This window comes from Rhodomicrobium sp. R_RK_3, assembly GCF_002198715.1.
In the GTDB taxonomy this organism is placed as follows: Bacteria; Pseudomonadota; Alphaproteobacteria; order Rhizobiales; family Rhodomicrobiaceae; genus R-RK-3.
The window spans coordinates 1-25,287 of record NZ_MWLK01000013.1 but is presented as its reverse complement, the minus strand read 5'-3'; the positions used below and the strand labels follow the sequence as shown (position 1 = coordinate 25,287).

Sequence of the window (25,287 nt, the reverse complement as noted above, 5' to 3'; positions counted from 1 at the left end):
AGTTTAAAGGCGCATCCATGAAGAACTGGCCCTTGCAGGACGCCAAGGCGCGCCTGTCGGAACTCATCAAGCAGGCGCAGGCCGACGGACCGCAGGAAATCACCGTTCGCGGCGAACCTGCCGTGATCGTGATGGCGAAGAAGGATTACGACACGCTGGTGCGGCCAAAGCCCGATCTGGTTGCCTTCCTGCGGAACTCGCCGCTGGCGGGCATGCCGCTCGATCTGGAGCGCGACGGCTCGCCCCCGCGCGACGTCGATCTGTGAGCTATCTGCTCGACACCAATGTCGTGTCCGAATTGCTGCGCCCTAAGCCCAACCTCCAGGTGGTCGCCTGGTTCAAGGACAAGCCGAATGAGTCCCTGTATCTCAGCGTGCTCAGCCTCGGCGAGATCCGCAAGGGTGTCGAGCGGCTGCAGGGCGGGGCGCGCAAGGAGCGATTGCGGCTCTGGCTGGAGCAGGAGCTGCCGGCCTGGTTCGGCGACCGGTTCATGCCCGTCGCGCAGGGCGTCGCGGATCGCTGGGGCCGGCTGCTGGCTCAGGCGGAACGCACGCCCGGCGCCATCGATAGCCTGATCGCCGCGACGGCCCTGCATCACGGTCTGCGTCTCGTCACCCGCAACGAGGCGGATTTCCGCTTCGATGGATTGGAGATCGTCAACCCGTGGCGGTCGGCTTAGCGCCGCGGAAGGGGCCGGACCTAATCCCGCAGCAGCTCATTGATCGACGTCTTGGACCTTGTCTGCGCGTCCACGCGCTTTACGATGACCACGCAATAAAGCGATGGCCCCGGCTCGCCATTGCCGTGCGGCAGCGGCTTGCCCGGCAGCGAGCCCGGCACGACGACCGAATAAGGCGGCACCCGGCCTTGCAGGATTTCGCCGGTGGTGCGGTCGACGATCTTGGTCGTCGCGCTGATATAGACCCCCATCGACAACACCGCGCCCTCGCCGATGACCACGCCCTCGACAACTTCGGAGCGCGCGCCGATGAAGCAATTATCCTCGATGATGACCGGCCCGGCCTGCAGCGGCTCCAGCACGCCGCCGATGCCGACGCCGCCGGACAGATGCACGTTCTTGCCGATCTGCGCGCAGGAGCCGACCGCCGCCCAGGTGTCGACCATGGTGCCGCTGCCGACATGGGCGCCCAGATTGACGAAGCTGGGCATCAGAATGACGCCCGGCGCGATATAGGCGGAGCGGCGCACGATGGCGCCCGGCACGGCGCGGAAGGCCGCCTCGCGGAATTCCGCTTCGCCCCAGCCATCGAATTTGGACGGCACCTTGTCCCACCAGCTCGCCCCGCCCGGACCGCCGGCGATCGGCGCCACGTCGTTCAGGCGGAAGGACAACAGCACCGCCTTTTTCAGCCATTCATTGACCACCCAGGCGCCGTCGCGCTTCTCGGCGACGCGGACCTCGCCCTTGTCGAGCAGCGTCAGCGCCTGATCCACGGCGTCGCGCACTTCGCCCTGGGTGGTGAGGCCGATCGTGTCGCGCGCCTCGAATGCGGCCTCAATGACGGCTTGCAGCGGGTGGGTCATGAATTTCGCCTCGGAAACAATGGTTGGCCGGTTTTCTCAGCACTTCGCCTTGTTTGTCAACGCCCGCCGCGAGGGCCAGCGCCGCGCCACTGCCCGCGCTTGCCGATTTTATGAATTCCTTACGCCATGGTCGAGCAGGCAATATCGATTTTATATGGCCGAGGCAGCACCTATTCCGTGCGGGCAACATGCCCGTGTCACGGATTGCATTCATGCGCAAAGATCGTGTTTCGGCCCAGCCTTCGGAAGAAACGCCGCTCTATCTCATCGGCAAGAATGGCTGCGGCAGGTGGGTGGTGCTCGAGGAGAAGGGCCAAAGCGGCGGCATCTTCGTCGAGCGCAGCCAAGCCATCAAATTCGCCATGTATGAAGGCGACCACGGCCCCCGCGCCGTGGTGATGGTCCCCGGCCGTCTCGAACTCGACCTGCACCGCCACCTGAAGCCCGGCAACGGCCATCACTGAGCGGCGCCGGCCGCTCCAGGTTTGCCTTCCCCCGTCACCGCGAGCACCTCTTCCAGAAAGCCCGTCAGATCGCCGGTGATATGGTGGACATGCGGCGGCAGCGTGCGCCACTCGGCGATGCCCTTCTGGGAGGGGTGATCGACATAGGTCGAGCGCACCAGCACGGTCGCCATGCCGAGCGCGTGCGGCGCTTCCAGATTATGCGGGATGTCCTCGAACATCGCCGCCGACGCGCCCGCGACGCCATGCGCCTTCAGGAAGCGGTCATAAGCCGCAGCCGAAGGTTTCGGCACATAATCTCCGGCCACGATGTCGAACAACTCGTCGAAATGCCCGAGGATGCCGAGCTTGCCGGCCACCCGCTCGGCATGGGCGCGCGAGCCGTTGGTGAAGATGAATTTCCGCCCCGGCAGCCGCTCCAGCGCCGCCCCGAGTGCCGGCGCCTCGCAGACCGGCGCCAGATCGATGTCATGCACGAAGTCGAGAAAGCGTTCGGGCGCCAGCTTGTGCTCGTGCATCAGCCCGGCGAGCGTGGTGCCGTAGCGGTAATAGTAATCCTTCTGCACGCGGCGCGCCTCCTCGAAGCTGACGCCGAGGAATTCGGAGATAAACGCTCCCATACGCTGGTCGACCTGGGCGAACAGATTGCACTCGGCCGGGTAGAGCGTGTTGTCGAGGTCGAAAATCCAGGTCTCGACGCGTGCGAAGGGGGCGAGGGAGGCGGGGGCGATGAATTGCATGAGGGGAAAGTAAGCTGCCGGAGCGGATTTGTCACCGTCCGCGCCCTTTTGGCTCCTGACCGGCTGGCGGCTCGCGAAAACTTGCCGGCCGGGTCCGCCCCGGGCTAGGGTGCCCACGGGCAATCGTTGGGGGACGACCGGAATTATGAAATATCGCAGCGATATCGATGGCTTGCGCGCGCTTGCGGTCCTCTCTGTCGTGCTGTTCCACTTCGATTATCTCGACGGCGGATTTGTCGGGGTCGACATTTTTTTCGTAATCTCGGGCTTCCTGATCACCAAGCTGATTCATGATGGCGTCAGCGCGGGCAGCTTCAGCATCGCCGATTTCTACGTCCGCCGCATCCGGCGCATCCTGCCGGCGCTGGTCGCCGTCTATCTCGCGACGCTGGCTTTTGCGCTGTTTTTCACCTTCTCCTTCGAAGCCGGCTACATCGGCAAGACGCTGCTTTCCTCGGTATTTTTCGTCTCCAACATCTTCTTCTATCGCGATACCGGCTATTTCAACGATGGCAGCACGGTCAACCCGCTGCTGCACACCTGGTCGCTCTCGGTCGAGGAGCAGTTCTACATCGTGCTGCCGCTGCTGATGATCGGCCTTGGCCATCTGTCGGCGCGCAAACGGTATCTCGCACTGGGCGGCATTGCGGCGGTGAGTTTCGCCGCGTCCGTATGGATGGTGCAAAAGGATGCCCCGGCGGCCTTTTACCTCATGCAGTACCGGGCCTGGGAATTCCTGTTCGGCTCGCTGATCGCGGTCGGCGCGGTGCCCGCCCTCAAGCGGCAATCGCTGGCGGATGCGGCGGGCCTCGCCGGCCTTGCCCTCGTCATCGGTAGCGTCGCGCTGATGTCGAAATCGGTGCCATTTCCGGGGCTTGGTGCACTCACGCCCGTGCTCGGCGCCGCGCTGATCATCCATTCTGGCGCGGCCGCCGAAACCAGGGCCGCCCGCTTCCTCAGCGCGCCCCCGATGCGCTTCATCGGCCTGATCTCCTATTCGCTCTACCTTTGGCACTATCCCGTCCGCGTCGCCTATATCCACATCTGGGGCAAGCCTGATTTCGCCATCCAATTGGCGCTGATCCTGCTCAGTTTCGCCCTCGCCACGCTTTCCTGGCGCTATATCGAGACGCCCTTCCGCCGAGGCGCGCCCGGCGCATCGCGCTACCCGGTCTTTGCCGCCGCCGCGATTGCGATGGTGGTCGTCGCGGTCGCCGCCGCGCCGCTCGGACCCGCCAACCGGGTCGTGCGCAATGAATCGCCGCAGGTGACAGCTCTCCTGAACCTCATGACCCCGCCGCCTGAAACGGCGCGGGCGGAGACGGCGGCCGTGCCTACTCCGAAATGCATGCTGAGTTCCCAGCGCGACGACTTCTCCGCCTTCGACATTGCCGGCTGCCTCGCGCTCAAGCCGGGGCGGAAAAATGTCCTGGTCGTCGGCGACAGCCATGCCGCACACCTGATGGCTGGTCTGAGGGAGGTCTATCCGGAGGTCAATTTCCTGATGGCGAGCGCCTCGGGCTGCCGCCCGATCCTCGGCGGCGGCGGCAGGGGAAGCTGCCTGGAATTGATGAATTACGTGTTCAACCAGTTTCTCCCCGCCAACCGCCTCGACGCCGTCATCATGGGCAGCCGCTGGCGCGCCCGCAATGTCGATGAAATGAAGCAGACGGCGATGAAACTGCGCGACTTCACCGACCGCGTCATCGTCTTCGGTCCGATCGTGGAATACAGGATGGCATTGCCGCGCGTCCTGGCGCTGACCTTGGGCGACAAAACCGGCAAGGCCATCGCCGGTTACCGCAACCCTGAACAGGAGAAGACCGACCGGGCGTTTGCACAGGCCCTGAAGGGGCTGCCGGTGGAATATGTATCGGTCTACGGCGCCCTCTGCGCGCCGGAATGCACGGTCTGGCTAGGGGACAGGGCGGAGCCGATCCAGTTCGACTATGGCCACCTGACGGCGGCGGGATCCGCGGAACTGGTGCGTCGGATCAAGGGGCAACTGTTCCCGGAAATGGCGGCGGCGGGGGTTCCGAAGGGGTGATGTTCGGGCGCCTACGCAACGCCGTCCGATTATCGCCACCCCTGGTGAGCCACTTAGGCCGATCATTGAAAAGGTGTCGCTAGGCCCCAGACAAAGGGGCCGCTGCCCCTCAATCCCTCTCAATCAGCGTCCCCGCCCCGTGCCTCGTAAACAACTCGATCAGCACCGCATGCGGCACCTTGCCGTTGATAATCACCACGCCCTCGACGCCCGACTCGACCACGTCAATGCACCCTTCGACCTTGGGGATCATGCCCCCCGTAATCGTCCCGTCCGCGATCAGCGCCCTGGCCTCGGTCACCGTCAGCTTCGGGATCAGTTTGCCGGTCTTGTCCAGCACGCCGGCCACGTCCGTCAGCAATAAAAGCCGCTTCACCTTCATCGCGCTCGCTAGGGCGCTTGCAAAAGTGTCCGCGTTGATATTGTAGGTCACGCCATCCCGAGAGGCGCCGATCGGCGCGATAACCGGGATCAGCTCGCCGGCGGCGATGACCTCGACGATGCGCGGGTTCACACTTTCCGGCTCCCCCACGAAGCCCAGGTCGAGCACGCTCTCGATATTGGAATGCGGGTCGCGCACGCGCCGCTCGAGCTTCCTCGCGATCAGCAGATTGGCGTCCTTGCCGGAAATTCCGCAGGCGCGTCCGCCCGCCTTGTTGATCTCGGCGACGATCTGCTTGTTGATCGAGCCGGCCAGAACCATCTCGACCACTTCGACGGTCGCCGCGTCCGTCACCCGCAAGCCGTCGGCGAATTCGCTCTTGATCTGCAGCCGGTCAAGCAGCTTGCCGATCTGCGGGCCGCCGCCGTGCACCACGATCGGGCGCACCCCGGATTGCTCCAAAAGCACGATATCCTTGGCGAAGCAGGTGGCGAGGTCAGCGTCGCCCATGGCGTGGCCGCCATACTTCACCACGATGGTCTGCTGGTCATAGCGCTGCATATAGGGCAGCGCCTCCGACAGAATCACGGCATGGGTTTGCGGGCTCAGCGGCGGGTTGTCGAGATGTGCGGGCGTGTCCATCGATCCTGCTCAAAAAGGGGGCATCGGGACGCATTTATAGCGGCTTCGGGCCGGCGCATAAACGATTTACGCGAACGGGTGTTTGCGGAGGCAATTGTGGCGCTAAAGCGCTTCCGCGAGGCCGAGGATTCAGCTATGTCAACCATGAGGCGTTCACAGTTGCTTAATTCTCCGGAGGGAGGCGTGGCCGAGACATCGGGATTTATGACCGATCTTCCGCAATCGGCCTATTTGTCGCTTTCGATACGGCGTGCGATCTCCGCCGCCCAGCAACGCTCGCACCGCTATGTGACGCTCGAACATCTGCTTTTGGCGCTGCTCGACGATCCCGACGCGCTGGCCTTGTTCGAGGCCATCCGCGCCGACATTCCCGCCATTCGCAGCAACGCCACGGATACGGTCAACCGCAACCTTGCGACGCTCTATACGCCCGGCCAGTTCGATCTGCGCGCCAGCTACAAGGTGGAGCGTGTGCTGCAGACGGCGTCTGACGACGCCAACCGGCTGAATTGCAGCGAGGTGGACGCGGCCTTTGTGCTGTCCGCCCTGTCGCGCGAGAGCGATAATCCGGCTGCGGACATTTTGAAGCGCAACGGCTTCACCTATCCGGCGGCGATGACCTGGCTCTACGGCAATCGCGGCCAATCCTATGGCAGCCGCACCGCTACGGCGAGAGCGCAATCCGTGCCGGCGGCTGATCCATCGCCGCCTCCCGCCCCCGCTCCGCAGCCGGTCCGCAGCGAGCCGCCGCGTGCGCCCGAGCCTGAGCCAGAGCCCGAGCCGGAGGACGAGGAGCCGGACGAGCTGGAGCTCGAAGTCATCGAAGACGAGGCTGAGGAAGAGCCGGCGCCGCCTCCGCCGCCGCCGGTTCCGGTGGCAAAAGTGCCGCGCCCCGGCCAGGGGGCCGGCGCCGCGGCCCGCATCGCGCATTCGGTCGCGCAGCCGGCGGCCCGGGCGGTTGAGAATAAGAGCGACTTCCGCAGGGAGCAGCGCGCCGCGCCCGAAGCGCCGCCTGTCCCGACGCCGCCGCCGAATCCGGCGCCCCATCGCCAGACGGTCAATGGTGCGCGGGAGGCGGCGCCCGCCGCCTCCGCCCCGCGCCCCTCGCCGCAGATGCCATCACAAAACCGGCTCGATGAAATGCGCGTCGGTAGCGCCGGGCGGGCGAAAGTTGCGGCGCCCGCTCCCGCCCCGGCACCTCCTCCGGTGCAGCCCGCGAGCCGCAGCGCCAAGCAGCGGTCCGCGCCCTCGGCCAAGGTCCTCACGCCCGCCTCCGCCGAGCGCCAGAAGGGCAGGAGCCGCCGCGCGCCCCGCCCGCATGAGGCGCTGATCGGACGGCTGATCGAGAATATCCCGCGCCGGATGCGCGCCTTGTCGGCGGAGCGGATCGAAGTGCGCATCTCGCGCGAAGAGACGCAGGCGATGGCGCGCGGGCTCGAAGGCAGCGGCCAGCCGGTGCGGCACGAGATCATGATCACCCAGGCTATGAGCGTGATCCTGCGCGCGCCCGACAGCGGCTTTATGATCGAGCCGCTCAGCCCCGAGACGCAGTGGATCTTCGACCGCCCGGATGGCACCGAAGGCGGCGAGGTTTATGGCCGCTGGCGCTGGTCGGTGACGCCGATGCAGACGGGCCAGCACCGGCTGCAACTCATCGTCGCCGCCCGCAGCATCGACCAGAACGGGCTTGTCGGCGATGTCGCCCTGCCGGATCAGGTGATTACGGTCAGGGTGCGGACGAATTACTGGCGTCTGATCCTGCGCAGCGTGCAATGGCTCGCCGCGATGGCGCTTGGCGGCGTGGTGACGGAATTGGCCATGCTCGGCATGAAGGCGTTTGCGCATTAGTCGGGTGGGCCGGAGCGATCTCCGCTGTCTCCCGGTATCCAGTACTCCGCAGCGGTCGTGCTAAGGGAATGCAAACGGCTAATTTTGCCCTTTACCGGATCCCCGCTTTCGCGGGAATGATAAAAACTGTGGCTACTTATGCATCGTAAGGTCACTCGCGCTCCACGGCGCGGGCGAGGACTTTGCGCATGACGCTCGGCAGGGCCTCGCCGGGGAGAGCCGCCTGTGGATACCAGCGGCAGCCCTCAGGGGCGTCGGGCGTCGCCGGGATCCTGCCGAGATAGACGTCCAGTTTGAGATGGAAATGGGTGAAGGTGTGGCCGACCGGCCCGGTTGCGCGCTGCCATTCGGCTGCCAGCGGGGCGGACGCAAGCGCGGCATCCGGGCCCGGCGGCTCCGCGCGCCATTCCGTCGAGGGCACTTCCAGCATTCCGCCGAGCAGCCCCTTCGGCGCCCGGCGCCGCAAAAGCACCGCGCCATCGCCCCGGATCGCGACGAACGCCGCGCCGAACCTGTTCGGACGCTCCTTCTTTGCGGCCTTGGCGGGGAGGGCCGCCGCGATGCCGCGCGCCCGCGCCGCGCAATGCGCCTCGATCGGGCATAGCAGACATGAGGGCGATCGCGGCGAGCAGATCGTCGCGCCGAGGTCCATCATGGCTTGAGTGAAGTCTCCGGGACGCTCGGCAGGCGTCAGCAGCGCGGCGAGCCGCTTGATCTCCGGCTTCGCCCCGGGCAGCGGCGCCTCTACCGCGAACAGCCGCGCCACCACGCGCTCGACATTGCCGTCGACCGCCGTCGCACGCAGGTCGAAGGCGATTGCCGCGATGGCCGCTCCCGTGTAGGCGCCGATGCCGGGCAGCGCCAGAAGCTGCGCCTCGTCACTCGGAAAACGGCCGCCATGGCGCTCGGCGACGGCTTGCGCGCAGGCGTGCAGATTGCGGGCGCGCGAGTAATAGCCGAGCCCGGCCCAGGCCGCGAGCACGTCGTTGAGATCGGCGGCGGCGAGGTCGGTGACGCGCGGCCAGCGGGCCAGGAATTTCGCGAAATAGGGGATAACGGCCTTCACCGTCGTCTGCTGGAGCATGATCTCCGACAGCCAGACGGCATAAGGATCGGCAGGGATGCCGGGCGGCTGCCGCCAGGGCAGCGCCCGCGCCGATACGTCGTACCAGGCCAGCAAATCGGCCGCGACGCTGCCCGAACCCGTGTCCGACCGTTGCGCCTGCGGCCTTGCCATGTCAGCTAAGCGCCCGCCTTGACCGTTTTCTTCTTCGGCTTCGGCTTGGGCGCGTCGGTATCCAGGCCGAGAATGCGCGCCATCAGCGCCCGCGTCTCGGCGATGCCGTATAGCTCGACGAAGGAGCCGAAGCGCGGTCCCTGCGACTGGCCCAGCAGCACTTCATACAGCCCCTGGAACCATGCGCGCAGCGGCTCGAACTGATGCGCCTTGCCGACCTCATAGACGACATTCTGGATGTCCTCGCCGCTGGACTTCTCCGGCAGCTTGCCGAGCTTTTCGTAGAGCTCGGTGATGGCCGCGCGCTCCTTATCGCTGGCCGTGCGGAACTTCTTCGCCGGCTTCACGAAATCATGGAAATAGGCGATCGCATAACCGACCAGCCGGTCCAGCTCCGGGTGGGTAGCAGGCGAGACGCCCGGCGCATGGCGGCGGATGAAGCCCCACAGCACCGCCTTGTCGCTCGCATTGGAGGCGCTGACCAGATTGAGCAGCAGGTTGAAGCTGACCGGCACGTCTGTCGCCGGCGGCTGGCCGCCATGGATGTGCCAGACCGGATTCATCAGCCGCTGCTCGGTCGCCTCGTCCGGGTAGTTGGCGAGATAGGTGAAATACTCGTCCACCGTCTTCGGGATAACATCGAAATGCAGCCGCTTGGCCGTGCGCGGCTTCTGATACATGAACAGCGACAGGCTTTCCGGCGGCGCATAAGTCAGCCAGTCGTCGATGGTGATGCCGTTGCCCTTCGACTTCGAAATCTTCTCGCCCTTCTCGTCGAGGAACAGCTCGTAATTGAACCCCTCGGGCGGCAGTCCGCCGAGCGCCTTGCAGATCTTTGAAGACAGCGTCACTGAGTCGATCAAATCCTTGCCGGCCATCTCGTAATCGACGCCGAGCGCCACCCAGCGCATCGCCCAGTCCGCCTTCCATTGGCACTTCACCCGCCCGCCCGTGACCGGCGTCTCGACCTTCTCGCCGGTCTCGGGATCGACATAGGTGATGGTGCCGGCCTCGACATCGCGCGCGACCATCGGCACTTGCAGCACTTGGCCAGTGCGCTCGGAGATCGGGAGGAAAGGCGAGTAGGTCTTGCGCCGCTCCTCGCCCAGCGTCGGCAAAATGATGTCCATCACCTTGTCATAGACGGCGAGCATCTTCAGCAGGGTCGCGTCCATCATGCCGGACTTGTAGCACTCGGTCGCCGACAGGAACTCATAGTCGAACCCGAAGGCGTCGAGGAAGCGCATCAGCCGCGCATTGTTGTGGGCGGCAAAGCTTGGATATTCGTTGGTGAACGGGTCGGGGATGCTCGACAGCGGCTTGCCGATCTGGGCGGCCAGCATCTCGCGGTTCGGCACATTGTCCGGCACCTTGCGCAGCGCGTCCATATCGTCGGAGAAGCAGATCAGCCGCGTGCTGGCGCCGGTCAGCGCCTCATAGGCGCGGCGGACCATGCTGGTGCGGGCGACCTCGCCGAAAGTGCCGATATGCGGCAGGCCGGACGGGCCGTAGCCGGTGGAGAAGATCGCCTCGGTGCCGTGGCCGCGTTTCTCGATGCGGGCGACCAGCTTGCGCGCTTCCTCAAACGGCCAGGCCTTCGAGACCCCCGCCGCTGCCGCCAATGCCGTATCGTCGATCGCCATCATCAACTGCCTTGCCAAACATCCATATCGAGGTGGAAAGAAGCCGCGACCGTAGAGCGGGCCGCGCAAAGCGTCAATTCACCAGTTGGTCCACGAAGCCCAACGGCTCATCGAGCTTTGGATATCTTACTCATATGCGCGTAATACCCGCGCTAGCGAACCGTTCCAGAGCATCCGGCGGGGCGGCTTCGCATGAATATAGGGATCGACGCCCCGGCCGGCCAATGGCAACGCTTCGCGTCGCCGGCCGCGGCTCTTCACGCCTTCGTAACCCGAACTCACGCCGGTTGAACAGATCGGTAAAAATCCTTACAAACGCGGGCAGTAGCGGGAGCGTAAGCGGAGGATTTTGGCTTCATGACGTCCAAACCCAGCATCCAGGAAGCCTTGATCTACGCCATGGTGACGATGTCGGCGGTGGACCGCATCATCTCCGACGGCGAGCTGCGAAAAATCGGCAGCATCGTCGCCCAGCTTCCGATTTTCGCCAGTTTCGACGAAAATCAACTGGTGAAAACGGCCGAGAAATGCGGCGACATCCTCAGCGACGAGGATGGGCTGGATGCGATCCTGAAGCTGATCGCGGCGTCACTGCCGAAAAAGCTGCACGAGACCGCCTACGCACTGGCCGTGGAAGTTGCCGCGGTCGACCGCGCCGTCAGCAATGAGGAAATCCGTTTCCTGGAATTGCTGCGCGACAGCCTCGAACTCGACAAGCTCGTCATTGCCGCCATCGAGCGCGGCGCCCGTGCGCGGCATCAAATCGTCTAGGTCAGCCGGGCACAGCGGTCCCATCACCCGGAAATGGCTGCGTCTTCCATGACCCGCGCTGCTTCCAGCCGGTGCGAGAGGAAGAAGCGCAACATCTCGCGCGAGGCGTCGGGACCGGCGCTGTCGGTGTAAGACCCCGTGCTGTCGCCGCCGGACCAGGCGTGGCCGCTATTATGCACCGCCCAATATTCCAGGACGGTCTGGCCGCGCGGATTGATGTAGCGGGTCAGGCTATAGGCGTGGCCGCCCTTGACGCGCCCCTGCTTCTTGGCCTGACGCAGCGCACTGCCGCCATCGGGCAGCACCTGCGCGATGACATGATCGGCGTTGCGCGGATGGACAGTGTCGTCGCGGTCGCCGTGGAAAACGATCGCCGGCACGAAGCGCCGCGCACCGTCCGGCCCGGTGCCGAGCAGAGGCGCTTCGGCGACCGAGGCGTGGCCATTGCGCATCGCCGACAGCGCCGACGGCACGTTGCGGGCCGAGCCGCGCGCGAGGCCAGAATGCACGCCGACAGCGGCGTAGAGATCGGGATAGGTTGCCGCCAGCACCGCCGTCAATGCGCCGCCCGCCGACAGGCCCGCTACATAAACGCGGCTCTGGTCGATGCCATATTGGCGCATGACTTCGCGGGTGATGCCGGCGATGATTGAGGGCTCGCCGCGTCCGCGATGCTGGTGGCGCGGGCTGAACCAGTTCCAGCAGCGCGAGCCGTTGGCGCTTTTCGGCTGGGCCGGATAGGCGACGAAACAGCCAAATTCCTCAGCCAGATAGTTCATCCGCGTGCCGGCGGCGAAATCGTCAGGCCATTGCTTGCAGCCATGCAGCATGACGATCAGCGGCAAAGCCTGGCCGCGATAGGCGCTCGGGATGAACAGCCGGTAATTGCGCATGCCGGCGAAATTGGCGAACACTTCCGTGATGAACCGCCCGCCCTGCGGCGTGACCGGCGCATCGGGCGCGAGCGTGCGCTTTTCGGTGTCGGCGCCCTCCTGAATGGCCCCGTGATGGCGCCCGATCAGTCGGCGCAGGAACGCGCCTGCCCGGCTCAAAGCCTTGGTGCGCTGACGCTGGCGCCCGCTGAGACTGTCCTGGTCTATGGCACTGCCCCGAGGTGCTGAAATTCCCATAAGCCTAAAGCATTTTCATCTGGAGTGATGATCGAAGGAAGCCGGACGATCTTGCGGTCCGGTATAAAGGCCCGGGGCTCTTGGCAAAAACCCACATCTTGTCGCGGGGCGCCTCACGAGCGCACCGGATTTCGTTGCCATATCGCGGCGTTGAGCGCTCCCGCGTAGCTCACCCAAATCAGATAGGGCAGGAACAGCAGCGAGGCGTTCCGATCGACGCGCCAGGCTATGATCGTAAATGTGGCAATGCTGAGCCAGAGCAGAATCAACTCGGCGAGAGCGAGCGCGACCGCCTTGCGCCCGAAGAATATGTAGGACCAGAGCGCATTGAGCAGGAGCTGCGCGCCCCAAAGCGTCAGCAGCAGCTCCCGCTCCGGATGTGGCGTGCGCCAGATCAGCCAGCCGGCTATCGCGATCATGACGTAAAGGACGGTCCAGGCGATCGGGAACAGCCAATTGGGCGGAGTCCAACTCGGTTTGGAGAGGGTGTTGTACCAGGGACGGGCACCCCATTGCCCGCCAAGCGCCGCGGCGGCCGCGACCAGGCCGAGAAATCCGACCAATGCCATCAAATCTTGCGAAAACCAGTCGGGCATCGGGCTTCATCTCCGTTACAGCAACGCATCTGGACTGACCGGGTTCCTCAATAGCGCGCGACTCCTTAGGCCCGGAAGAGATTCCGCACGGTTATTAACCGTTCCGCTGCGGCAGTTGCGGGCCTCACGCATTGCGGGCGTTCTTGCCTTGACTCGGGGAGCTTGGCGGGGCCATTGGCATGACGGACGCGCCTCCCGCGCCGCAGTTTGGGGCCTATCATGGAAAACTATCTGATCGCCGCGTTGCTCGGCGTCATCGAGGGGCTGACGGAATTTCTGCCCGTCTCCTCGACCGGCCATCTGATCCTGTTCGTCGATCTGCTCGGTTTCTCCGCCCCGCCCGGCCACACGTTCGAGGTGATGATCCAGCTTGGCGCGATCCTTGCGCTGATCGTCATCTACTTCCGCAAAATCTTCAGCACCATCATCGGCTTGCCGACCGACCCGGCGGCGCGGCGTTTCGCGCTGCTGATCCTGCTCGGCTTCTTGCCGGCGCTGGTTCTCGGCGCGGCATTCGGCGGCTTCATCAAGCAAGTGCTGTTCTCGCCGACCGTCGTGGCGGCGGCTCTCATCATCGGCGGCATCATCATCATGATCGTCGAGGAAACCCAGAAGCGCGTGCTCTATCGCGATGTCGACAGCATCCCGCTCAGGACCGGTTTCCTGGTCGGCGTGGCGCAGGCGGTGGCGATGATCCCAGGCGTCTCACGCTCGGGCGCGACCATCATCGGCGGCCTGCTGCTCGGCCTCGAACGGCGCACGGCGGCGGAGTTCTCCTTTTTCCTCTCGATCCCGACGATGGGCGCCGCCTTCGCCTATGACGCCTATAAGAACCGCGCGGTGCTCAGCTTCGACGATGCCGGGCTGATCGCCGTCGGCTTTTTCGCGGCGTTCATCGCGGCTCTGCTGGTGGTGAAACCGTTCCTCTCCGTGGTCAGCAAGATCGGCTTTGCGCCCTTTGCCATCTACCGCGTCGCGCTCGGCAGCTTCGTGCTGGTGCTGCTCTATCTGTGAGCCCATCCGGCTACTTGAACTCGTTCTGCACCATGATGAGATAGCACCCCGCGTAAGTATTCTCGTCGGCCAGATATTTGGCGTAGGTCTCCTCGCTGAGCGCCGGCAGGATCGAGCAGCCCTCGCTGCTGAGGAACTTGCCGCAATCGGCTTTGACGGCGCGCGCGGCCGCAGTGCAGGGATTGAGCGTGTGATGCTTGGACGCAAAATAGCTGGATGAGGTTAGGACAATTGCAAACAATATAAGGCCCCAGGGGAAGCCTCCGTCGCTCGGTTTCATTCGGGTACAATCTTTTCAAAAATGAATTGCTTGCGCTTTAGCATGCGGGGCAGGGCGGGCCCCGAAAGTTTCCAATATTATTTTGGGTAGAACTTGCCGTCAAAATGATTTGCTGGTATTCGTTAGACACTAATACGTTCCTGGCACATGGAAAATTGCACTTTTTCCTCAGGAATGTGCTGCGCTGAACAGCGTCACGCGTCGGCAGCTTCGAGCCCGTCGCAGCTTTGCTCAATAACGCACTGGATTTGAACGGGTTTTGAGCGGCCGGATTTGCAGGGCGGGCGCCAGGCTTCCCATAAGGATTGGTCAGAGATGAAAGAGACGTTCAGGCCCGGGCAGACGGCGCCGAAATCCGCCCAGTACGAGATCATCGGCCCGCGCGGCGGGCGGACGGGCGAGGAGCGGACCGTCGTGAAGGGCGAGCCGTTGCCGCCGACGCCGAAGCCGGGGCAGATCTATTCGCCCGTGGATCCGACGCGGAATCGCAGCGGGCGGTAGGCGGCTTCAGGGCCCGTCCATTAAGGCTTTTTTCGACTTCTGCGCGTAGTCTTGCGACCTGCAATCGAAATGATTGCGAGCTTTCGCCCTCTCGCGAAGGGCAGAGCGTTGAGTTTCTCCCCAGTGCTCAAGGTTCGCGCCATGACGGAAACGCTGCCGACCCCAGACACGCTTGAGAAGTTTTCAGCCATTGCTCAGCAATATGGGCCGTTCTTCTTTGCGGTCGTCTTCATTTTCTTTGTTCCGGTCATGGGGCAGCGCTGGTTTCGCAGCTTCCTGGAAAGCAGAACGGCGTCGGGTGAGGAGCGGAATGCTGCCTTGGCCGCCTATACGTTCTACTGGAAAACCGGAACCGTTTCCGGGCTGATCCTGGTCTTCGCGGCGGTCGGCTGGTGGATCCATGTCCAGCGCACCTATTTGAATCGCGCGCAATTGGCGGCGGCGGATAAACGGATCATCTCCGGTTTTATTCTGGGCCTGACCGAGGATTATGAGTTCATCCCAAGTATCGCTGAAAACAAATACAAGATGTATGTCGAGAAAATCGCCCAGAAGGGCAATACGATTTTCCGCTATGTGATTATCTTCGACGACATCCCGGCCGGAAACGAGCTGGTGGACTTCCAATATCTGCCGCCATCGAGCATCGGCGCATCGGATCAGGTCTACGGCGCCAAGACACACCGCCTGTCAATCTGCATCAAGCAGTGCAACGGCGCGCTCGAAATCATCCAGGAGAAAAACCAAAGCCCACGATTCAATAAAAGCTGCGGAGCGCAGACATGAAAAAATCGATTTTTCTGCTTTTACCATTGCTGATCTCGCCGCAGTCCGCGTCGGCGCAAGGATGCAACCCCGGCTGCGAGAATACGCTGAGGGCACGCGGCGCGGCGCCCTGGGTTATACAGGCGCAATGCTGCCCGAACGCCGCCGCCGCCAGCTCAAGTCAGGCAGCGATCGGCAATCAATGCGTCACCCCGAGCGCCGGGCGCTGTCCGCTTTACCAGGGCGGCACCGTCGGGACGGGTTGCTTCTGCCCATCCCAATCGGGGCCCGTCGCCGGGACGATCCAGTGACATTCTGGGATATGCGGGATGTCACCGGGACGTTAAAACTCATTTCATCGTCGGAATCGAGAATTCCGCGCCTTCCTTGACGCCGGAGGGCCAGCGGGCCGTGACCGTTTTCGTCTTCGTATAGAAGCGGAATGCATCGGGGCCGTGCTGGTTGAGATCGCCGAACACCGAGCGCTTCCAGCCGCCGAATGTGTAATAGGCGAGCGGCACCGGGATCGGCACGTTGACGCCGACCATGCCGGTATCGACCTTGCTGGCGAAGTCGCGCGCCGCATCGCCGTCGCGGGTGTAGATGGCGACGCCGTTGCCATATTCATGGGAGGATGGCAGCCGCAGCGCCTCGGCGTAATCCTTGGCGCGGGCGACCGCCAGCACCGGGCCGAAAATCTCCTCCTTGTAGATGCGCATGTCCGGCGTGACGTGGTCGAACAGGCAGCCGCGCATGAAGTAGCCGTTCTCATAGCCCTGCATGGTGAAACCGCGCCCGTCGACGGCGAGGGTCGCGCCCTCCTTCACGCCGAGATCGACATAGTCCTTCACCTTCTGCATATGCGCCTTGGTGACCAGCGGGCCGAAATCGGCGTTCTCGTCGGTATAGGGCCCGATCTTCAGCGCCTCGACGCGCGGGATGAGTTTTGCCATCAGCGCATCCGCCGTCTTGTCGCCGACCGGCACCGCGACCGAGATCGCCATGCAGCGTTCGCCCGCCGAGCCGTAGCCCGCGCCGATCAGCGCGTCGACGGCCTGGTCGAGATCGGCGTCCGGCATGACGATCATGTGGTTCTTGGCGCCGCCGAAACATTGCACCCGCTTGCCGTGCGCCGTGCCGGTGACATAGACGTATTCGGCAATCGGGGTGGAGCCGACGAAGCCCACCGCCTTGATATCGGGGTTGGTGAGGATGGCGTCGACCGACTCCTTGTCGCCATTGACGACATTGAAGACGCCCGCCGGCAGCCCGGCCTCCATCAGCAATTCGGCGATGCGCATCGGCACCGACGGATCGCGCTCGGACGGCTTCAGAATGAAGGCATTGCCGCAGGCCAAAGCCGGGCCGGCCTTCCACAAGGGGATCATGGCCGGGAAGTTGAACGGGGTGATGCCGGCGACGACGCCGAGCGGCTGGCGCATCGAATAGATGTCGATGCCGGGACCGGCGCCTTCGGTAAATTCGCCCTTCAGCAGATGTGGTGCACCGCAGCAAAACTCGACGACCTCGAGCCCGCGCTGGATGTCGCCCATCGAATCCGGGACGGTCTTGCCATGCTCGGAGGACAAAAGCTCGGCCAGCGAGCGCATCTCCTTCTGCGCCAGCTCGAGGAATTTGAACAGCACGCGGGCGCGGCGCTGCGGGTTGAGCGCGGCCCAGCCGACCTGCGCCGCCTTGGCATTTTCCAAAGCCCTGGCCATCTCGGCGGCCGATGCGAGCGCGACCTTGGCCTGCACCTCGCCCGTATGCGGCGCGAATACGTCGCCATAACGCCCGCTTTCGCCCGCGACATGTTTGCCGCCGACGAAATGCCCGATCTCCTTCATGCGCAGCCTCCCGACTGAAAATTGCTTGTTGAGCCAAGGCCAGGCCCGGCCATTCCGACGCCGCCCCCGAGCGCGGCGAAACCGCCAATTCGTCCCTACTCACAACGGATTGGGGTCCGCCGAATTGCTTAACCCTAAGCGCCGGGACGTCCAGCGGAATTGTGCGGCCGGCCTGCTCGCAAAGCAAGTGTGGCGCGCTGTCCGACGCGCAATGCGTGCATGGCTGCCATACCGCAACATCACTAATACCTAAGTGGACCTTCATTTAACCGCCACACTGCGCATATAGTTGTGCAGCGCAGCAATCGGGCGTCCGCCACAGAGGGAAGGGCGCCCGTTCGCTTTGCGAGCAACCAGTTGGAGGTTTGGCGTATGCCTGAAACTCGCATCTGGGGAGAAACGATAAGGAAATTGTGGTTCACGGAAACGGAGAAGTTTCGGGATCACCTGCTGAGACTGGACCGGGAAAGCCGGCGCATGCGGTTCGGGATGCTGGTGGACGACGCCTTCGTCCATAAATATGCCGAGCGCACCGGACAGTTCCAAAGCGTCATCTACGGCTCGTTCGCCGGACGCGAGATGCACGCGGCGGCCGAGTTGCGCATGATCGGCGATAGCTGGCATGGCGATGCGGAGGCCGCCTTTTCGGTCGAGCGCGAGTATCAGGATTCCGGCGTCGGAACCGAGCTGCTCGGCAAGATCATCCTCGCGGCGCGCAATCGCGGCGTCGACAGGCTCTATATGAACTGCCTGTCGGAGAACCGCAAAATGCAGCGCATCGCGAAGAAATACGAGGCCGACCTGTTCTTCGACCACGGTGAAGTGGTTGGGCAGTTGAAGCCGTCGGTGCCGACCCCGCTCTCGCTGTGGAGCGAGGCCCTCGACAACAGCAACGGCTTCGTCATGGCCGTGCTGGATTTCCCGCTGTTGCAGCGGTTCAATTCGGCCGCTTAGGCCGCAGCGAGACGCAACATACTCTGCCGCGCCGCTCAGCAGATCGCGAGCGGCGCGGCCGCGTCTGGGCCGGCATTCGGTCACGAAGCACGATGTTGAATTAGGCTGTGCTCACCCGGCGATAATATTCAGCGATCCGCTGCGCAATGAAGTCCGATTGGCTGATGCCTTCGCACATCCGGGCGACGAGCTCCGGCGTCATATCTTCCTTGGGCGTGAAATACCAACGGTCGACGCACTGGGCCAAATGCGTGCTCTTTTCAATTCTCGCGAGGCGGTAGACGGCAAAACTTTTCTCGCGAACGAAGGCATACTCGCCGGGTTCGAAGACGCACGCATCGTCTAGTGGACGCCGTCTTTCACGCGCGAAATGCTGATGAGAAGATGCTGCCCATCTTGGCAGGCATTGGTCAGCGTGACGAACAAGTGCTTCTTGTTCGGATCTCTCGCGGTGCCGCTGGGAATCAGTAGGGTTTTGCCCCGCCTGGTTCGTAGGGCATGGCTATTCGTCGAAGCTGGTCGCTACCTGCCGCTCCGACAGGATCCGGTCCTCCAGCTCCGCGCTATTGGCCTTGCGCAGAAAGTTGAACACGCGGCTGTAAGGGATCGGCATGCTCGAGCCGTTCGGGTCCTCCCATTCCGGGCAATGGTCGTGCGTATAGTCCCTGATCTCGAACCGCCCCATATGTCCGAACCGATCCCACACCTCTTGGAGCACGCGAAGCTCGGCTTTGCTGAGTTCGTCCAGATCGGCCTCGGTGAGATCGTCCCTCGACGTCGATACGCGATGGCTTTCCCGGTCACGCAGGAATTCGTTCCAGTGCTCGGATTCCATCGCGCCGTTGAGATAGTCGTATGAGATCGAATTGACGGGCCCGTGCTGCATCGACACGAGCTGATCATTGAGGATGGGAACGTCGTACAGCTCCATGAACCGGCGATCCGCCAGATACATCAGCTTGACGAGCTTTAGGACGTAAATCTCGCCGCGCTCCTTCAATGTGAAGAAAGCCGCGACCTGCGCCGCCTTGCGAATATTGAACCATGGTGCCATGACCGTAGCTCACTGTCCTTGTGCTGACGCCATATGCACTGAAATCGTGCTCCGCGCCAAGTGCCGCAAGCGGAGATGTGGGCAAACTGTAGCAAAGCTGCCCACCTGAAAATACCGTTCTTATTTTGTTCGGTCAAGCGTCGCCAAGTGCGCGCTACGCCCCCGCCTTCATCCATCGGTACAGGGCAAACGCCGCAAGCGCGGCGAGGAGCTGTATTCCCGCGATCGTTACGGCATCGTTCAGCCTGATCGCGGTAAAACTGTCCGTCAGCGTGCGGGCCAGGGTCAGCGCGGGATTGGCGAAGCTGGTCGAGGGCGTCGCGAGCGCGGCGGCCAGCAGGCAGAACGCGCCGGTGAGGGGGAGACGATCGGGCGATTGGGCCGAAACCGACAGCAGCGCGAACACGAACAGCGCGGTGCCGAGAAATTCGCCGGCCCAGACGCCTTCGCCGCTTTGAATTTGCGTGGCGACCTGGACCAGGCCGGTATTCGTCACGATATGAGCGATCATGACGCCGAGAAACGCCGCCGCGATCTGAGCCGCCGCGCAGCAAAGCCCCGTCACGAAATCAATTCGTCCCGACAGAATGAACGCAAGCGCCACGCCGGGGTTGAAGTAGCTGACGGCCGCCGGCGCCAGCACGCGGGCGAGCACTGCAAAGGACGCCGCGCCGGTGAGCGCGGTCGCCAGCGAGGCAATGGCGATATTGTCGATGGCGAAGCGCTCGCCGAGGAGGCCGGCGGCGACGATGAGGAAGCTCATCAGTCCGGCGCCGATCGCTTCCGAGGTGACGCTGCGGAACAGCGCGTCCGAAGCTTGAGCCCGCTCCGGCCGTTCGGGCCGCCAGCCGTCGGTGCCGTCAGCCGGCATCGGGCAGCTCGTCCGGCGACTTGGCCTTGATGGCGAGCGCATGCACGCCCGAGGCCAGTTCCTCGGCCAGCACGCTGTTCACCATACGGTGGCGCTCGACCAGCGACCGGCCCGCAAACTGCGCCGAGACGATGGTCACGGTGAAATGCGTCTCGCCGGTCTTTTCGACGCCGCGCATGGCGACGTGATGGGCGTGTTTGTGACTGTCGTTCTCGACCTTGAGGCGTTCCGGCGAAAATGCCTCAGTCAACTTGTCCCTGATCCGCGTTTCGATTTGCATGAGAATTCTCTGAGTTGGCGCAAGGGCTTAAATGGCAGGCTCCATAGAGCCGCAAAGAGCTGCTTACCCTTGTGTCGGCCCGCACGAAGCAGCATACTTGCGCTGTGTCGCATGGCCTCTAAATAGCCCTGCTATGGACCTTTGGATAGACGAAGCATGAAGCTGGACTCCAAATATTTCGATTGTATCCGGGTCAAGCCGGGTGCGGATCGGCTGAGCTCGCAGCAAGTGACCGGCTGCGGCTGGGTCGGCTGCAACAAGCCGGGCACGCACCGGGCGCCGAAGGGCCGCGGGCAGGAGGGGTCCTATCACCTGTTCTGCATCGACCATGTGCGCGACTACAACAAGTCCTATAATTACTTCGCCGGCATGAGCGACGAGGACGTCGCCACCTATCAGAAGGCTTCCATCACCGGCCACCGCCCGACCTGGTCGTCCGGCGTCAATGCCTGGGCGGCGACGGGTTTTAAATCCGCCGCGCAGGGCCATATGGGTGGTTTCAAGCGCGATTTCGGCACGCATGACCCGTTCGGCTTCTTCGAACAGGCCAGGAGCGGCGGCGCGGGGGCGGAAGTCCCGGAGCGCCGTCCGATCCGCAACGCCGAGCGCAAATGCTTTACCGCGCTCGATCTGCCCGAGAGCAGCGCGCCGGAAGAAATCAAGGCGCGCTTCAAGGCCCTGGTGAAACGTCACCATCCCGACAGCAATGGCGGTGACCGCGGCAGCGAGGATCGGTTGCGCGAGATCATCCAGGCCTATAATTATCTCAAGCAGGCTGGGTTTTGCTGACGCGCCGACCCTGGAGACTCCATAAGAATTTGCCCGTCCAGCCTCGGGTGAACGCTCCGCCCGTCAATTCGAGATCAGTCTAGGAAGCCCATATGCCTGCCATCAGTTCAGAGGTGATCGGCCTGCCGGATATGAAAGTGTCGGTGCGCCAGCTTTTCGGCATCGACACCGACTTGGAAGTGCCCGCCTATTCGACGGCCAACGAGCACGTGCCCGAGATCGACAGCGACTATCAGTTCAATCGCGAAACCACCTTGGCCATTCTCGCGGGCTTTGCGCATAACCGGCGCGTGATGATCCAGGGCTATCACGGCACCGGCAAATCCACCCATATCGAGCAAGTCGCCTCGCGCCTGAACTGGCCATGCGTGCGCATCAATCTCGACAGCCACGTCTCGCGCATCGACCTCGTCGGCAAGGACGCCATCGTGCTGCGCGACGGCATGCAGGTGACCGAATTCCGCGAGGGCATCCTGCCCTGGGCGCTGCAATCCAACACCGCGCTCGTTTTCGACGAGTACGATGCCGGCCGCCCGGACGTGATGTTCGTCATTCAGCGCGTGCTGGAAGTCTCCGGCCGGCTGACGCTGCTCGACCAGTCAAAAGTCATCCGCCCGCATCCGGCCTTCCGGCTGTTCGCGACCACCAACACCATCGGTCTCGGCGACACCTCCGGCCTCTATCACGGCACCCAGCAGATCAACCAGGGCCAGATGGACCGCTGGTCGATCGTCGTGACGCTCAACTACCTGCCGCATGACGACGAGGTCGACATCGTCGCCGCCAAGGTCAAGAGCTACAACACCGACGAGGGCCGCAAGACCATCGCCGCCATGGTGCGTCTCGCCGACCTCACCCGCAACGCTTTCATTAACGGCGATCTGTCCACGGTGATGAGCCCGCGAACGGTCATCACCTGGGCGGAAAACGCCAGGATCTTCAGCGATGTCGGATTTGCCTTCCGCCTGAGCTTCCTCAACAAATGCGACGAGCTCGAGCGCGGCCTGGTGGCCGAGTTCTACCAGCGCTGTTTTGGGGAAGAGCTGCCGGATTCGACGGTGAATGTTGCTCTAAGCTGAGCGCGGGTCGCGGGCGATGGTCAAAGTCGGCGATGAGATTGCGAAGCCGTACCGCTTCACCCTCGAAAACATCCGTGAATTCGCCAGGCTGGCGGGCGACGAGAACCCGCTGCATTCCGATCCGGAGTTCGCGGCTGCCTCGCGCTACGGCGGCATCATCGCCAGCGGGCCGCATATGACGGCGGTGCTGATGGGGCTGGTCGCCTCACGCACGACGGGGCTCGGCGACGGGGTGGGACTGGACTTCCACGTCCACTTCAAGAAGGCCATCCCCGCCGGCACCGACACCATCCTGACCTGGAAGGTGCTCGGCATCGAGCCGCATGCCGGGCTGAAGGGCAATCTGGCGACGCTCGAAGGCCGCATCGTCGATGCGGCGGGCAAAGTCTACGTGACCTGCGAAGGGCGCTCCGTGAACTGGCCGGCGCCTTAGGATTGATCGATGGGTTGGAAGCAACGCCTCGACCTCGCCGCAGCCTAGCCCTCTCCCATGGGGAGAGGGTGGCGCGCGTCAGCGTGCCGGGTGAGGGGTTGTAAGCTATCGGTGAGGCACCAACCCCTCACCCCAACCCTCTCCCCAAGGGAGAGGGAGTCCGGCTGTGCTTCGTTCGGGGCCAGCCAAAACCGCCGCCGTCGAGTAGAATGGACTGACCATGCCGACCTCGAACAAACGCAAGAGCGATCCCGGTTTGCCGTTCAAGCAGGCGCTGGCGGCGGCGACGCGCGCGCTCGCCGGCGACGATGAATTGCAGGTCGTCTACTCGGCCGAAACGCCCAGCCTCAAGGGCCATACCGCCACGCTGCCGCAGCCCTCGCGCGCGCCCTCCCGCAAGGAGGTCGCGGTGCTGCGCGGCCATGCCGATTCGCTGGCGCTGACGGTTGCCTGCCATAATCCGGCGCTGCACGCCAAGCTCGCCCCTTCCGCCGGCATGGCGCGCTCGGTGTTCGAAGCGGTCGAGCGGGCGCGGGTCGAGGCGGTCGGGGCGACGCGGATGCGGGGCGTCGCCGCCAATCTGGCCGCCAAGACCGAGGCCAAGTTCGAAGGCCGCGCCGCCATGCCGACCGCGCGCGAGGATGCGCCACTCGACGAATGCCTGGCGCTGATCGTGCGCGAGCGGATGCTGGGCCTCAAGCCGCCCAAGCGCGCGGCGCCCATGGTCGAGGCCTGGCGCCCCTGGATCGATGACCGCGCCAGCGATCTGATCGACAGCCTGTCCGAAAATCTCGACGACCAGGAAGCCTTCGGCCGCCTGCTGCGCGACGTGCTCTCCGCGCTCGAGCTGATCGACGAGCAGGCGCAGGGCAATGAAGACAGCGCCACCGGCGATGAGGACGAGGGCAACCAGCAGGCCGCCGGCGAGTCCGAGCAGAGCGGCCAGGACCAGGAGACCAAGCCCGTCGCCGCCGACGAGGAGACCGATCCCAATTCCCTCGGCTCGGAAGAGGCCGAGCTCACCGAGTCGAGCGACCGCGGCGAGATGGAGGGCGAGGGCCAGGACGAGCAGCGCACGCAAGCGCCGCCGCGCCGCCCCAACCTCTCGGTGCTCGATGACCCGAGCGCCTTCGGCTACGAGGTGTTCACCCGCCAGTTCGACGAGACCGTCGCGGCGGAAAATCTCTGCGACACCGATGAGCTGGAGCGCCTGCGCGGCTTCCTCGACAAGCAGCTCAGCAATCTGCATGTGGCGGTGTCGCGCCTCGCCAACCGCTTGCAGCGGCGTTTGCTCGCCCAGCAGAACCGCGCCTGGGATTTCGACATGGAGGAGGGCATTTTGGACGCCGCCCGCCTGTCGCGCGTCGTCACCGACCCCTATCAGCCGCTCTCCTTCAAGGTCGAGCGCGAGACCACCTTCCGCGACACCGTGGTGACGCTGCTGATCGACAATTCCGGCTCGATGCGCGGCCGCCCGATCATGGTCGCCGCCTCCTGCGCCGACATTCTGGCGCGCACCCTGGAGCGCTGCGGCGTGAAGGTGGAAATCCTCGGCTTCACCACGCGGCAATGGAAGGGCGGCCAGACGCGCGAGAAATGGCTGGCGCAAGGCAAGCCCGCCGCGCCCGGCCGTCTCAACGATCTGCGCCACATCATCTATAAGGCCGCCGACATGCCCTGGCGCCGCGCCCGCCGCAATCTCGGCCTGATGATGCGCGAGGGCCTGCTCAAGGAGAACATCGACGGCGAGGCTTTGGCCTGGGCGCATAACCGCCTGCTCGCCCGGCCGGAACAGCGGCGCATCCTGATGATGATCTCGGACGGCGCGCCGGTCGATGATTCGACGCTCTCGGTGAATTCCGGCTCCTATCTGGAGCGGCATCTGCGCCAGGTCATCCGCGAGATCGAGACGCGCTCCCCTGTCGAGCTGATCGCCATCGGCATCGGCCATGACGTGACGCGCTATTACAGCCGCGCCGTGACGATCACGGACGCCGAGGAACTGGGCGGCGCGATGACGGAGAAGCTGGCGGAGCTGTTCGACGAACACGCCCGCGAAGTGCCGACCGCGCGCTATCGCGGCGGGCGCAAGAAGTTGCACTGAGGGCCTCCCAAACCGCAATACCGAAATCCCCGCGAAGGCGGGGATCCAGTAAAGGGCAACATTTCCGTTCGGCATTGCCCTAAACGCGAATGCTGCGGCGTACTGGATTCCCGCTTTCGCGTGAATGACAAAGCTTGAGGTCTGGCGAGCCGCTTCGATCTAAGCCGACCCGCTCTCATCATGCCGCAGCCAAGCTCCCTCTCCCATGGGAGACCTTTGCAAAACTTCGATTCCTTCGCCCCGGCCGTTAGAGCCGGGGCCCACTCGCCTC

The 25,287-nt window shown here is 64.0% G+C and carries 27 protein-coding genes; 15 read left to right on the top strand and 12 right to left on the bottom strand.

What is annotated here, in order from left to right:
• Positions 1 to 17: 17 nt before the first annotated feature.
• Both BLEFHOIH_RS05880 and BLEFHOIH_RS05875 read left to right on the top strand, forming a co-directional pair.
• Positions 18 to 266 carry a type II toxin-antitoxin system Phd/YefM family antitoxin gene (locus tag BLEFHOIH_RS05880; RefSeq protein WP_088343596.1) on the top strand — a complete coding sequence of 83 codons (249 nt, stop codon included), beginning with the start codon at positions 18 to 20 and terminating at the stop codon, positions 264 to 266.
• Positions 263 to 679, top strand: coding sequence for a type II toxin-antitoxin system VapC family toxin (locus BLEFHOIH_RS05875; RefSeq protein WP_088343595.1), 417 nt, complete (start codon positions 263 to 265; stop codon positions 677 to 679). Before BLEFHOIH_RS05880 ends, BLEFHOIH_RS05875 begins: the two co-directional genes overlap by 4 nt.
• 20 nt (positions 680 to 699) lie before the next feature.
• Here the strand turns inward: BLEFHOIH_RS05875 and dapD are convergent, their stop codons facing one another.
• The gene (gene dapD, locus BLEFHOIH_RS05870; protein WP_088343594.1) at positions 700 to 1,545 is read right to left on the bottom strand and encodes a 2,3,4,5-tetrahydropyridine-2,6-dicarboxylate N-succinyltransferase; all 846 of its coding nucleotides are present in this window, start codon (positions 1,543 to 1,545) and stop codon (positions 700 to 702) included.
• Positions 1,546 to 1,757: 212 nt separating this feature from the next.
• Between dapD and BLEFHOIH_RS05865 the strand changes: the two genes are divergently transcribed.
• Positions 1,758 to 2,009: a hypothetical protein gene (locus tag BLEFHOIH_RS05865; RefSeq protein WP_088343593.1), complete on the top strand. Its 252-nt coding sequence runs from the start codon at positions 1,758 to 1,760 to the stop codon at positions 2,007 to 2,009.
• On the opposite strand, the gene BLEFHOIH_RS05860 is transcribed toward BLEFHOIH_RS05865, so the two are convergent.
• Positions 2,003 to 2,749 (bottom strand): pyrimidine 5'-nucleotidase, encoded by a 747-nt coding sequence (locus BLEFHOIH_RS05860; RefSeq protein WP_088343592.1) that lies wholly within the window; start codon positions 2,747 to 2,749, stop codon positions 2,003 to 2,005. The genes BLEFHOIH_RS05865 and BLEFHOIH_RS05860 overlap by 7 nt on opposite strands.
• 145 nt (positions 2,750 to 2,894) lie before the next feature.
• On the opposite strand from BLEFHOIH_RS05860, the gene BLEFHOIH_RS05855 reads away from it, so the two are divergent.
• On the top strand, positions 2,895 to 4,796 hold the full coding sequence (locus BLEFHOIH_RS05855; RefSeq protein WP_088343591.1) for an acyltransferase family protein: 1,902 nt from the start codon (positions 2,895 to 2,897) through the stop codon (positions 4,794 to 4,796).
• 109 nt (positions 4,797 to 4,905) lie between these two features.
• On the opposite strand, the gene argB is transcribed toward BLEFHOIH_RS05855, so the two are convergent.
• Complete coding sequence (argB, locus tag BLEFHOIH_RS05850) at positions 4,906 to 5,820, bottom strand: acetylglutamate kinase (RefSeq protein ID WP_088343720.1); 915 nt, start codon at positions 5,818 to 5,820, stop codon at positions 4,906 to 4,908.
• A 183-nt stretch (positions 5,821 to 6,003) separates the two neighbouring features.
• Here argB and BLEFHOIH_RS05845 point away from each other — a divergent pair, with 183 nt between their 5' ends.
• Positions 6,004 to 7,668, top strand: a complete 1,665-nt coding sequence (locus BLEFHOIH_RS05845) for a Clp protease N-terminal domain-containing protein (RefSeq protein ID WP_170937021.1) — start codon at positions 6,004 to 6,006, stop codon at positions 7,666 to 7,668.
• 151 nt (positions 7,669 to 7,819) lie between these two features.
• Here the strand turns inward: BLEFHOIH_RS05845 and mutY are convergent, their stop codons facing one another.
• Positions 7,820 to 8,905, bottom strand: coding sequence for an A/G-specific adenine glycosylase (gene mutY, locus BLEFHOIH_RS05840; protein ID WP_088343589.1), 1,086 nt, complete (start codon positions 8,903 to 8,905; stop codon positions 7,820 to 7,822).
• Positions 8,906 to 8,910: 5 nt separating this feature from the next.
• A complete protein-coding gene (locus BLEFHOIH_RS05835) occupies positions 8,911 to 10,548 on the bottom strand; it encodes a lysine--tRNA ligase (RefSeq protein ID WP_088343719.1) in 1,638 nt (545 codons plus the stop codon).
• A 357-nt stretch (positions 10,549 to 10,905) separates the two neighbouring features.
• Between BLEFHOIH_RS05835 and BLEFHOIH_RS05830 the strand changes: the two genes are divergently transcribed.
• On the top strand, positions 10,906 to 11,319 hold the full coding sequence (locus BLEFHOIH_RS05830) for a tellurite resistance TerB family protein (protein WP_088343588.1): 414 nt from the start codon (positions 10,906 to 10,908) through the stop codon (positions 11,317 to 11,319).
• A 23-nt stretch (positions 11,320 to 11,342) separates the two neighbouring features.
• Here the strand turns inward: BLEFHOIH_RS05830 and BLEFHOIH_RS05825 are convergent, their stop codons facing one another.
• Both BLEFHOIH_RS05825 and BLEFHOIH_RS05820 read right to left on the bottom strand, forming a co-directional pair.
• Complete coding sequence (locus BLEFHOIH_RS05825) at positions 11,343 to 12,449, bottom strand: PHB depolymerase family esterase (RefSeq protein ID WP_088343587.1); 1,107 nt, start codon at positions 12,447 to 12,449, stop codon at positions 11,343 to 11,345.
• Between the two features lie 113 nt (positions 12,450 to 12,562).
• Positions 12,563 to 13,045 (bottom strand): TspO/MBR family protein, encoded by a 483-nt coding sequence (locus BLEFHOIH_RS05820; protein ID WP_245296883.1) that lies wholly within the window; start codon positions 13,043 to 13,045, stop codon positions 12,563 to 12,565.
• 219 nt (positions 13,046 to 13,264) lie between these two features.
• Between BLEFHOIH_RS05820 and BLEFHOIH_RS05815 the strand changes: the two genes are divergently transcribed.
• A complete protein-coding gene (locus tag BLEFHOIH_RS05815) occupies positions 13,265 to 14,059 on the top strand; it encodes an undecaprenyl-diphosphate phosphatase (protein WP_088343585.1) in 795 nt (264 codons plus the stop codon).
• A 10-nt stretch (positions 14,060 to 14,069) separates the two neighbouring features.
• Here BLEFHOIH_RS05815 and BLEFHOIH_RS05810 read toward each other — a convergent pair whose 3' ends face one another.
• Positions 14,070 to 14,300, bottom strand: a complete 231-nt coding sequence (locus tag BLEFHOIH_RS05810) for a hypothetical protein (RefSeq protein ID WP_088343584.1) — start codon at positions 14,298 to 14,300, stop codon at positions 14,070 to 14,072.
• Positions 14,301 to 14,654: 354 nt separating this feature from the next.
• Between BLEFHOIH_RS05810 and BLEFHOIH_RS05805 the strand changes: the two genes are divergently transcribed.
• Both BLEFHOIH_RS05805 and BLEFHOIH_RS05800 read left to right on the top strand, forming a co-directional pair.
• Positions 14,655 to 14,840: a hypothetical protein gene (locus BLEFHOIH_RS05805; protein WP_088343583.1), complete on the top strand. Its 186-nt coding sequence runs from the start codon at positions 14,655 to 14,657 to the stop codon at positions 14,838 to 14,840.
• Between the two features lie 141 nt (positions 14,841 to 14,981).
• Entirely contained in the window at positions 14,982 to 15,626 is a 645-nt protein-coding gene (locus BLEFHOIH_RS05800; protein WP_088360692.1) for a hypothetical protein, read from the top strand.
• Positions 15,627 to 15,955: 329 nt separating this feature from the next.
• On the opposite strand, the gene BLEFHOIH_RS05795 is transcribed toward BLEFHOIH_RS05800, so the two are convergent.
• On the bottom strand, positions 15,956 to 17,452 hold the full coding sequence (locus tag BLEFHOIH_RS05795) for a CoA-acylating methylmalonate-semialdehyde dehydrogenase (RefSeq protein WP_088343581.1): 1,497 nt from the start codon (positions 17,450 to 17,452) through the stop codon (positions 15,956 to 15,958).
• A 477-nt stretch (positions 17,453 to 17,929) separates the two neighbouring features.
• Here BLEFHOIH_RS05795 and BLEFHOIH_RS05790 point away from each other — a divergent pair, with 477 nt between their 5' ends.
• On the top strand, positions 17,930 to 18,406 hold the full coding sequence (locus tag BLEFHOIH_RS05790) for a GNAT family N-acetyltransferase (RefSeq protein ID WP_245296882.1): 477 nt from the start codon (positions 17,930 to 17,932) through the stop codon (positions 18,404 to 18,406).
• A gap of 157 nt (positions 18,407 to 18,563) precedes the next feature.
• Positions 18,564 to 18,752 (top strand): hypothetical protein, encoded by a 189-nt coding sequence (locus BLEFHOIH_RS26120; RefSeq protein WP_125461600.1) that lies wholly within the window; start codon positions 18,564 to 18,566, stop codon positions 18,750 to 18,752.
• Between the two features lie 156 nt (positions 18,753 to 18,908).
• Here BLEFHOIH_RS26120 and BLEFHOIH_RS05785 read toward each other — a convergent pair whose 3' ends face one another.
• From BLEFHOIH_RS05785 to BLEFHOIH_RS05775, 3 genes are all read right to left on the bottom strand, one after another.
• Complete coding sequence (locus tag BLEFHOIH_RS05785) at positions 18,909 to 19,460, bottom strand: Panacea domain-containing protein (protein WP_088343579.1); 552 nt, start codon at positions 19,458 to 19,460, stop codon at positions 18,909 to 18,911.
• A gap of 154 nt (positions 19,461 to 19,614) precedes the next feature.
• Positions 19,615 to 20,331, bottom strand: a complete 717-nt coding sequence (locus tag BLEFHOIH_RS05780) for an aquaporin (protein ID WP_170937020.1) — start codon at positions 20,329 to 20,331, stop codon at positions 19,615 to 19,617.
• Positions 20,321 to 20,611: a BolA family protein gene (locus BLEFHOIH_RS05775; protein WP_088343577.1), complete on the bottom strand. Its 291-nt coding sequence runs from the start codon at positions 20,609 to 20,611 to the stop codon at positions 20,321 to 20,323. The genes BLEFHOIH_RS05780 and BLEFHOIH_RS05775 overlap by 11 nt, the downstream gene beginning before the upstream one ends.
• 156 nt (positions 20,612 to 20,767) lie before the next feature.
• On the opposite strand from BLEFHOIH_RS05775, the gene BLEFHOIH_RS05770 reads away from it, so the two are divergent.
• From BLEFHOIH_RS05770 to cobT, 4 genes are all read left to right on the top strand, one after another.
• A complete protein-coding gene (locus BLEFHOIH_RS05770; RefSeq protein ID WP_088343576.1) occupies positions 20,768 to 21,400 on the top strand; it encodes a J domain-containing protein in 633 nt (210 codons plus the stop codon).
• 92 nt (positions 21,401 to 21,492) lie between these two features.
• Positions 21,493 to 22,479: a cobaltochelatase subunit CobS gene (cobS, locus tag BLEFHOIH_RS05765; RefSeq protein WP_088343575.1), complete on the top strand. Its 987-nt coding sequence runs from the start codon at positions 21,493 to 21,495 to the stop codon at positions 22,477 to 22,479.
• A 16-nt stretch (positions 22,480 to 22,495) separates the two neighbouring features.
• A complete protein-coding gene (locus tag BLEFHOIH_RS05760) occupies positions 22,496 to 22,912 on the top strand; it encodes a MaoC family dehydratase (protein ID WP_088343574.1) in 417 nt (138 codons plus the stop codon).
• Positions 22,913 to 23,132: 220 nt separating this feature from the next.
• The gene (cobT, locus tag BLEFHOIH_RS05755; RefSeq protein WP_088343573.1) at positions 23,133 to 25,016 is read left to right on the top strand and encodes a cobaltochelatase subunit CobT; all 1,884 of its coding nucleotides are present in this window, start codon (positions 23,133 to 23,135) and stop codon (positions 25,014 to 25,016) included.
• Positions 25,017 to 25,287: the final 271 nt, after the last annotated feature.